This window comes from Oligella urethralis DSM 7531 (assembly GCF_000372065.1).
Taxonomy (GTDB): Bacteria; Pseudomonadota; Gammaproteobacteria; order Burkholderiales; family Burkholderiaceae_B; genus Oligella; species Oligella urethralis.
In genome coordinates, this window is the sequence record NZ_AQVB01000033.1 from 1 (window position 1) to 8,030 (window position 8,030).

An 8,030-nucleotide genomic window follows, 5' to 3' on the forward strand; every position below is an offset into this window, starting at 1 on the left:
CACTACACAAAGATACAGCCTAAGAAGCTGTCGCTGTTTAAGCAAAAGGTTAAGGCGATGACGAAGCGAAATAGTGGGCGACCGCTAGCGAGCGTTATTAAGCAACTTAACCCCCTGCTTAGGGGATTTGCTCAGTATTTTAGGATTGCCGACACGAAAAGTACCTTTAACGAGCTGGCGCAGTGGGTGCGAAGACGGCTTCGCAGCATACAACTTAAGCTATGGAAAAAGCCTAAACGGCTACATAGACGACTTAAACAATTAGGCTATAAACCACCGTTTGAGTCGATACCCGTACCGATCATATTGGCAATCACCAATAAAATGGCAGCACCCAAGCCAATTTGAGCAGTTAGCTTAGGTGCTTGTTGGGGGTCACTCATTGAAGAAAGTCACCAACGTAAATAAGGTGTTCAAAGGGTAGTTTTTCACCCTCATCAGTATCCTTTAATAAGGTGCCTAGAGTCGTTTTGATGACCTGCTGCTGTTCTGCTGAACCAGCGTGATTAACAATCGCGATGGGTGTCTCATCGGGATAATGTGTTTTTAGCTGAGCAACAACTTCGGGTAGGTTCATTTTCATTGTGAAAAATACCAAGCTACTTTTACTCGCAGCTAATGTCGCTAGCGAATCACTCCCCTGATAGTTTTCATCCGCATTCATTGCTGCTGTGAGTATTACTGAATGACTGCTTTTGCCACTGGTAATGCTCGTGGCGAGGGCAGCATTTGCAGCATTAAAGCTGGAGATCCCGGGAATGACCTGCGGTGATAGATCGCGAAACTCATCTAAATACCCGCTTTGCGGTCCATACACAAGTGGGTCACCATAATCAATGATGGCGACATTTTTGCCATTGGCGATGGCCTCGCGGATAATTTGACGGTTTTTGTCCTCAAAAGCCTTAAGCTCTGAGGCTGACATTGGTTGTTTCATCGATGTAAATAGGCCATGCCCAGCCTCATGGAGTTCCTTGTCCGCCAGTAAATCAGGGTATTTATCCATCACTACCTGCATGCCGAATACAATATCGGCCGCTTCTAAGGTGCGTAGTGCCTTTACGGTGATGTTGTCAGCATCACCAATGCCCATACTGATTAAACTTAGCTGTCCGTTGCTGGCAGCAGCGGTCGGTATGGCTAAGCATAGGATAAGCAGGGAGCTTAGCCTTTTAAACAGTGTGGTTGCTTGTTTACGGTAATTGCTCATAACTCTACGTCCTTATGAATTAATACTGATAGCGAAGGGTGAAGCGAAAATCACGACCGGGCTCCATTAGAACAGAGTCTCTAAAAGCAATAGAGGTGTGGCTGCTATAACGCTTATCAGTTAGGTTGTGGACGGCAAAGTTAAGGCTAAGCCCAGGTACTGCCTTCGGCTCCCATTGTGCTTGAATATCATGCAGTGCATAGCCAGGGCGTTCGATGGAACTACCTGGAACATCTTTGTTGCGACGTACAGCATTTAAATGATATGCAAGGCTAATCTCCTCATTTACTTGCCAACGATGGCTCCAAGTGAGGCGATCGCCCAAGGCTGCACCTTTGCGGCGTACTACCCCTAAGGGTTTGCCATCAGCTGTCACGTCCGCTTTGGTTAAGGCAAGCGTGGTTTGATATTGTGGAATACTCCACGATAGGCGGATATCCCAACCTTTTGTTCTTAAGGTACCCGGCATATTGCGGATAAAGGCAGGATATGTCATACCACCACCGACCCACTCAATCATATTATCGATATGGGTATTAAAATAACTTGCTCTCGCACTAAGTGCATCATATTGAGTAAATACGCCAGATTTTTTGAAGCTTAAACCAAACTCGGTTGATTTGGACTTTTCTGCTTTTAAGGGCTGGCCATTATTGAAGTTCGTCTTATCATCGACCCGCGTTAAAAAGCCCATGGGTATGCTGCCACTCCCACGGACGGCGCGAGCATGGCTAGCGTCAACACTAAAGCCATAAGCTAATTCAAGTTCAGCACTGATATTAGGTGAGAAGTGACTATCGCTCATATGGTAGGGACCGTAGTCAGTGCTATAACGGTCAAAGCGAAGGCCAGCGCCTACACGAAGTCGTTTGAACTGTAATTCATTTTGAATAAAGAGACCGAGGTTTTTACTATCGGTTGTTTTCTTTTTGGTTCCAAGAAAGCGTGGTCCCATTAGACCATTGGTTTCTCCTTCTTCATAATGATAGTCTGCGCCAACGGTGAGTTGATTATAAAGATCACCATATTCTGCTTTGAAGGTGTTTTTTGCGCTACCGCCATAGGCATTGGTCTTAGCTGAGCGGTTAGCTTGATAATCGGTGAGTTTATTGCGATTAGCATAGAGATTGAGTTTCCAGTCCAACCAGGCAATGTCATCACGGTTAAAACGGTGTTCAAGCGTATAGGTGTTGCGTTGTATCCGTTGACGTGAAGGAATTGAATTTTCGGGCGGTTAGCCCATATCGCTACCTATCGATCCAAATAGATAAAGCCCTGTATTTTGGCTGCGTGAGGCACCGATTCTTAAGCTATGACCGTATTGCTCAATAAGACTGAGTTTAAGCATATAGTCTCTATCTTGACCTGCTGAGTTAGGGGTTCGTTGACCACCCCCTTCGCGGTAGTCTTCACGATTAACAGCGCCAATATGGGCTAATAGACCAATACGATCAGCCACTAAGCCGTACAAAGTAAGCCCACCTTGCTTGGCTTTATCAGCGGTGGCGTAGCCCGTTTTTGCGATAAAACCGGCTTTGCGATCGCCTTTTAATAAGTCTTGAGCATCCACTGTTTCAAAGCGCACACTACCACCTAAGGCACCCGGTCCCGCATCAGCTCTAGGGCCTGGTTGAATGGTGACTCGTTTTAATAATTGAGGATCGATGCTACCAATATTACCTCGGTGTTGATGTAAGCTGCGACCTTGTGTAGCACCATCAATAGTGACATTTAAGTTGCCTGAATCAATACCTCTTAAGTAGAAGCGTTGTGCGTTTCGGGCGCCACCGCCCACACTAATGGAGGGTTCATTAGATAAGACGTCAGCAATACTGTTTGCTTGTTTTAGCTGTATATCATCACGACTAATCGTTTTTTGTGTGGCAGGTTCCGTAGTGGTCACAACAACATTAGGAAGCTGGAATACTTCGGCAGACTCAGCGGTATTAGTTTGGGCCTGAGCAAAGGCACTAATACTCCCTAGGCCGCCCATTAAGCATAGCGATAATAAAGAAGGTTTTGTTGACATGGAATTAATTTAGTAAAAACACTTATAGACAAAAAGAATATAATTATTACCCAAAGTAATAATCGATAATAATTATCATTTAGATTGAGGTGAGTGTCAAGTTATTTAATCATTTAAAACTTATATAAATATGCTTGCTAACGTGTGGGGGCTGAGGGCGTGTATACAGCCCTCGGTTTTTTATGTTAGCGCTAATAACTCACTGATTTTTTACAAATTACCTATTGAAAGGGCAAGTGAAGGAGAGTATATTAATAATGAGAATCATACTCAATATTAACAAAGAGGAGTTAGATATGAAGTTAATTGGCAATGCGTTACTAGCTAGTGCGACCGCCTTATTATTTGCTTCAGCGGCAAATGCACAAGAGTATCCAGTCGGTGAGCCTGTGCTAAAAGATGGTATGGAAATCGTGGGTGTTTATTTACAGCCCATCACGATGGATAATGAGGGCGTAGAGCCGGAGCACCAGCATCGTCCTGCTAAGGACTCCGATATTCACTTAGAGGCTGATATTCATGCGCTGGATGGTAACCCTAACGGCTTTGCTGAAGGTGATTGGATTCCTAATCTGAACATCACTTATAACATCAAAAAGGTTGATGGTGGCAGTAACTTCAATCATGACGGTCATTTTATGATGATGGTCGCAAGTGATGGTCCACACTATGGGGATAACGTCAAATTAGACGGTCACGGCAAGTACAAAGTGACGTTTAATATTTCTCCTCCTAACCCAAATCAAATGGGTCGCCACATTGATAAGGAGACCGGTGTTGGTCCGTGGTTCCGGCCTTTTGATGTGTCTTGGGAGTTTGATTACAGCGGTACCGGACGTAAGGGTAGTTACTAAGCACTGCGCCCGGAGGGCGTAGTCTCAGTGTTTAAGCTCACAGGAAGCCGCTAGCGGTCGGTCTGTGAGCTTTTTCTTTTTTTGAATAGGTAGTCCAATGAGAAAAATAGTATTTCTTTTAATGGCATTAATCACGTCCTTTTTCTTAAGCGCTTCGCCCGTCATGGCTAAGGGTAAAGAAAAGCACACGGTGCAGTTGCAAATGAAGGACGGTGATTTGATTCCGATGGTGTTAGAGGCGCCAGCCAATACCATTATCCGTATTGAGGTGACAAATATTGGTACCGGTCCAGCAGAGTTTGAGAGTCTGCAATTGCGCAAGGAAAAGGTTTTGGCGCCGGGGGTGACCTCGGTAGTGGTGATTGCTCCTAAAAAGCCTGGTGAATATGACTTTTTTGATGACTTTCATCTAGATAAACCTAAGGGCAAGTTAATCGTTAAGTAAATTATTAAAGGGAGTGTCACCATGGGCCAAGTTGCGTTTGTCGTATGGCGAGAATGTTTTGAGGCCTTGCTGGTCATCGGTATTATTTATGCATGGATGGCTAAGCAGGAGGATCGCAGTTGTATGCGTTACTTGTGGGGCGGGGTACTGCTCGGCATACTGGTGGCAGTGATTTTAGCATTGGTGATTTATGGGGTGTTTAGTGCCTTAGAAGGGGCGCCACAAACGATCTTTATGATCATTATGCAAATCATCGCATGCGTTTTAATTGTGCAAATGGTTTACTGGATGCACAAAAACGCTCGCCATATGAAATCGGCGATAGAGAGTGAGATGGTCAAAAGCCGCGAGAGCTATGCTTGGTGGGGCGCCTTGTTTGTGATTTTAGTGGCCATTGCACGCGAAGGTTCAGAGATTGTGGTTTTCTTATCGGCGCAGATCATGGCACTTAATGCGCAAAATAGTCTGGCTTTTATTACCGAGGTGGCGATTGGCTTACTCGCATCATTAGCTACTTTTTACTTATTTATTTTGACGAGTCGCGTGGTGTCATGGAAGAAGTTCTTTAATGTGACCGGCTTTTTGCTCTTATTTTTAGGTCTGTCACTGCTGATGCGCGCGGTTGAGGATGTTGTTAATTTGCTGGTGGAGAGTGATTATATTGAATTGCTACCAGCATGGACTTATAGCGAGTTATGGGATAGCTCTGCGCTATTAAGTACCTCAAGTGTTGTGGGTAATTTAGCGGGTTCCTTTTTTGCTTACCGTGACCAGCCGACCTTACTCAATGTGATTGTCTTTGTGGTGTTTTGGGCGCTGGTTGTGTTTATTTTTAAACGGCCTAATCATCATGAGATACAACGAGTTGAAGTGGCTTAATCGTCCAGCTAAAGCGGCGAGTCTAACATTGTTAGTCGCCGCTTTGCTGGTGCAGGTGATGCCAGCGCACGCGATACGCGCCCCAGTGCTGAATACGGGGGATGCTACCGCGGCCAAAGGTGATATTCCTACCCCTCAGAAGTTTATACCAGCCATTGAGGCGTATATGCAGTATATGGCATCTGCGATTGAGGAGTCGATTGCGGAATTAACGATGATCGTTGAGTTGGCGGAGAGCGCTGCGTTGGCTGAGGCGAAGCCACATTACATTAGGGCGCATCAAGCTTATGAGCGGATTCGTCCGGCATTACAGTCTTTTGGTTTTATTGATGATGTGGTCAATACGCGGGCAGATTATTATCTGGATCGCGAGGCGAATCCAAATTTCAAAGGCTATCATCGTGTCGAATATGATATTTTCGTGCTTGCTGATGAGGAAAAGACGATCCGAGATACGCAGGATTTGCTGTATCAATTACGGGATGTAAATAAGCGCATTGCTATTGAAACGCTGGAGATTGCTAAGTTAGTGCAATCGGCCGCCGATTTTATGGAAATGATTTTGGAAAAGAAGTTGCTCGGCATCGAAAATCAATATGCGGGCTCCGATTTGGCGGATATACAAGCTAATATTGATGGCTCGCGGCAGGTGGTGAGCTTATTAGCGCCCTTTATTGATGAGCCGGTGATGGCTAATATCACTGCTGTTTTTGAGCGCATTCAACACATTATGGATAACTATCGTGAGGGCGAGGGCTTTAAACAGTTTAATCAGCTAAATGCAGCTGATAAGGCGCGTCTCTATTCCCTCGTTACGGAGCAGGCTCAGCAGCTGGCTGAGCTACGCGCTTTATTGGATATTGAAGTGTATTTTAAGTATAAGTCGGAGTAGATTATGTCAACCCATCGCAAGCGCCGTCATTTTTCCTCTTCACGTCGTCATGTATTACGCCGATTTGGGCAGTTGGGGGTGGGGATGAGTGCCTTGGGGGCGGCAGCAACGCATAGCGCCTTTGCCAAGGACGCAACACGAACTGCCGATAACACGAGCTGTATGCCAAATTACGCTCGCTATATTGATGCGCATGGGCCGCATCAGCAGGGCGTGATTACACCAGATCACAAGGAAGCGATAGTTATTACTTTTAATCTAACCATTGATACAGTCGAGGAGCTGGATGAGCTGTTTAGGGTGCTTTCACGCCGTATTAGTTATTTAACAGCACCTCAACAAATTCCGGTGGATGAGGATGATCGCTTGCCACCGGCAGAGTCTGGGATCTTAGGCGGTAAATTAGAGCCTGATTTGTTAACGGTTACCGTGGCGGTCGGTCACACGTTATTTGACGATCGCTTTGGTCTTAAGGACCGTAAGCCTAAGCATTTGATGGAGATGGCTCGCTTTCCTAATGATCGTTTAGAGGCTAGCTGGGTGGGCGGTGATTTACTACTGCAGTTTTGTGCCAATAGTCGTGAGAGTGTGATTTATGCGTTACGCGATATCGTGCGACATACCGAGCGCTATATGTCACCAGTATGGAAGATTGACGGCTTCCTACCAGCCCGTGATATTGACCGTGGGCAGACGGCGATTAATTTATTTGGTTTCAAGGACGGTACGGGTAATGCCGACAGCAAGGACGCTGCTTTGATGGATGATTTAGTCTGGGTTACGCCTAAACAAGAGGAGCCGAGTTGGTGCGAGGGCGGATCATATATGGCGGTGCGACTAATTCGTTTTAATTTGCAGTTTTGGGATCGCACGCCGTTGGAGGATCAGGAAAACGACTTTGGCAGGGATAAGCGTAGTGGCGCGCCGATTGGTATGAAGGGTGAGTTTGACGATCCAGAGCTACTAAAAGACCCGCATGGAGACCGCATTTTGTATGATTCACATATGCGTCGGGCCGAGCCGCGCGATCCCGAGCGCCATGTCTCTAAGATGAGACGTCGCAGTTTTAGTTACTCGCTAGGGGTGCATGCCTCTGGGCTTTTGGATATGGGGTTGATCTTCATAGCATTTCAGAATGACTTGTATCGAGGCTTTATTCATACTCAAACAAGGCTTAACGGTGAGCCCTTGGAGCGCTATATTAAGCCCTTTGGGGGTGGTTATTATTTTGTTTTGCCGGGGATGGAAGGCGGTGATAACTATCTAGGCCAAGGCTTGATGAAGGGCTAGTGTGAGTCAAGGTATCTCTGCAGTGAGCGATTGAGAGCGTTGTTTGTGCCCGTCTCGTTACGTGGTGTCAACAGGCAAATCCTTAAAAGCCCTAATGTAAAGTCAGGGCTTGCCGCAGGGTCAAGGTAAGAGGGTGTAAGGTATTTTGTGTAACTTGATTTTTTTTATAAGTGGTTCAGAACCCTTTCCCCAAACTCTATACTAAACTGATTTAACGCTTGATGCCAGTTCCTAATCGGCATTGTCCACCGTTTACTTGCCTCATAGATGGCTAAAAACACCACTTTCATGGCGGCCTCGTCGTTCGGGAAGAGCTTGTGACGCTTCGTGGCCTTGCGAATGACGCTGTTAAGGGACTCAATGGCGTTGGTGGTATAGATCGCCCGTCGGATGTCCTCAGGGTAGGCAAAGAGCGTTGCCACATGATGCCA

Annotated in this window: 9 protein-coding genes and 1 pseudogene; 6 read left to right on the top strand and 4 right to left on the bottom strand. The window is 46.0% G+C overall.

Annotation, left to right across the window (positions count from 1 at the left end):
• Window positions 1-33: 33 nt before the first annotated feature.
• Window positions 34-249, top strand: a pseudogene (locus A3GA_RS12515) (group II intron maturase-specific domain-containing protein); the annotation flags it as partial.
• 130 nt (window positions 250-379) lie between these two features.
• Here the strand turns inward: A3GA_RS12515 and A3GA_RS0110755 are convergent.
• From A3GA_RS0110755 to A3GA_RS11710, 3 genes are read right to left on the bottom strand one after another with little or no spacing between them, the layout of a single operon-like run.
• Window positions 380-1,210 carry an SAM-dependent methyltransferase gene (locus tag A3GA_RS0110755; RefSeq protein WP_018027409.1) on the bottom strand — a complete coding sequence of 277 codons (831 nt, stop codon included), beginning with the start codon at window positions 1,208-1,210 and terminating at the stop codon, window positions 380-382.
• A gap of 19 nt (window positions 1,211-1,229) precedes the next feature.
• Window positions 1,230-2,429: a TonB-dependent receptor domain-containing protein gene (locus tag A3GA_RS11705; protein ID WP_081606615.1), complete on the bottom strand. Its 1,200-nt coding sequence runs from the start codon at window positions 2,427-2,429 to the stop codon at window positions 1,230-1,232.
• Between the two features lie 15 nt (window positions 2,430-2,444).
• Window positions 2,445-3,239, bottom strand: coding sequence for a TonB-dependent receptor plug domain-containing protein (locus A3GA_RS11710; RefSeq protein WP_048767602.1), 795 nt, complete (start codon window positions 3,237-3,239; stop codon window positions 2,445-2,447).
• Window positions 3,240-3,535: 296 nt separating this feature from the next.
• On the opposite strand from A3GA_RS11710, the gene A3GA_RS0110765 reads away from it, so the two are divergent.
• The 5 genes from A3GA_RS0110765 (at window position 3,536) to efeB (ending at window position 7,599) form a co-directional block, all read left to right on the top strand.
• Complete coding sequence (locus tag A3GA_RS0110765) at window positions 3,536-4,093, top strand: iron transporter (RefSeq protein WP_018027412.1); 558 nt, start codon at window positions 3,536-3,538, stop codon at window positions 4,091-4,093.
• Window positions 4,094-4,214: 121 nt separating this feature from the next.
• The gene (locus tag A3GA_RS0110770) at window positions 4,215-4,538 is read left to right on the top strand and encodes a cupredoxin domain-containing protein (protein WP_048767603.1); all 324 of its coding nucleotides are present in this window, start codon (window positions 4,215-4,217) and stop codon (window positions 4,536-4,538) included.
• Between the two features lie 21 nt (window positions 4,539-4,559).
• Window positions 4,560-5,417 (top strand): FTR1 family iron permease, encoded by an 858-nt coding sequence (locus A3GA_RS0110775; RefSeq protein WP_018027415.1) that lies wholly within the window; start codon window positions 4,560-4,562, stop codon window positions 5,415-5,417.
• A complete protein-coding gene (locus A3GA_RS0110780; protein WP_040614296.1) occupies window positions 5,389-6,309 on the top strand; it encodes an EfeM/EfeO family lipoprotein in 921 nt (306 codons plus the stop codon). The genes A3GA_RS0110775 and A3GA_RS0110780 overlap by 29 nt, the downstream gene beginning before the upstream one ends.
• Before the next feature lie 3 nt (window positions 6,310-6,312).
• Window positions 6,313-7,599 (top strand): iron uptake transporter deferrochelatase/peroxidase subunit, encoded by a 1,287-nt coding sequence (gene efeB, locus A3GA_RS0110785; protein ID WP_018027417.1) that lies wholly within the window; start codon window positions 6,313-6,315, stop codon window positions 7,597-7,599.
• A 164-nt stretch (window positions 7,600-7,763) separates the two neighbouring features.
• Here the strand turns inward: efeB and A3GA_RS11715 are convergent.
• The coding region (locus tag A3GA_RS11715; protein ID WP_018027418.1) for a transposase at window positions 7,764-8,030 on the bottom strand (267 nt) is incomplete at its 5' end.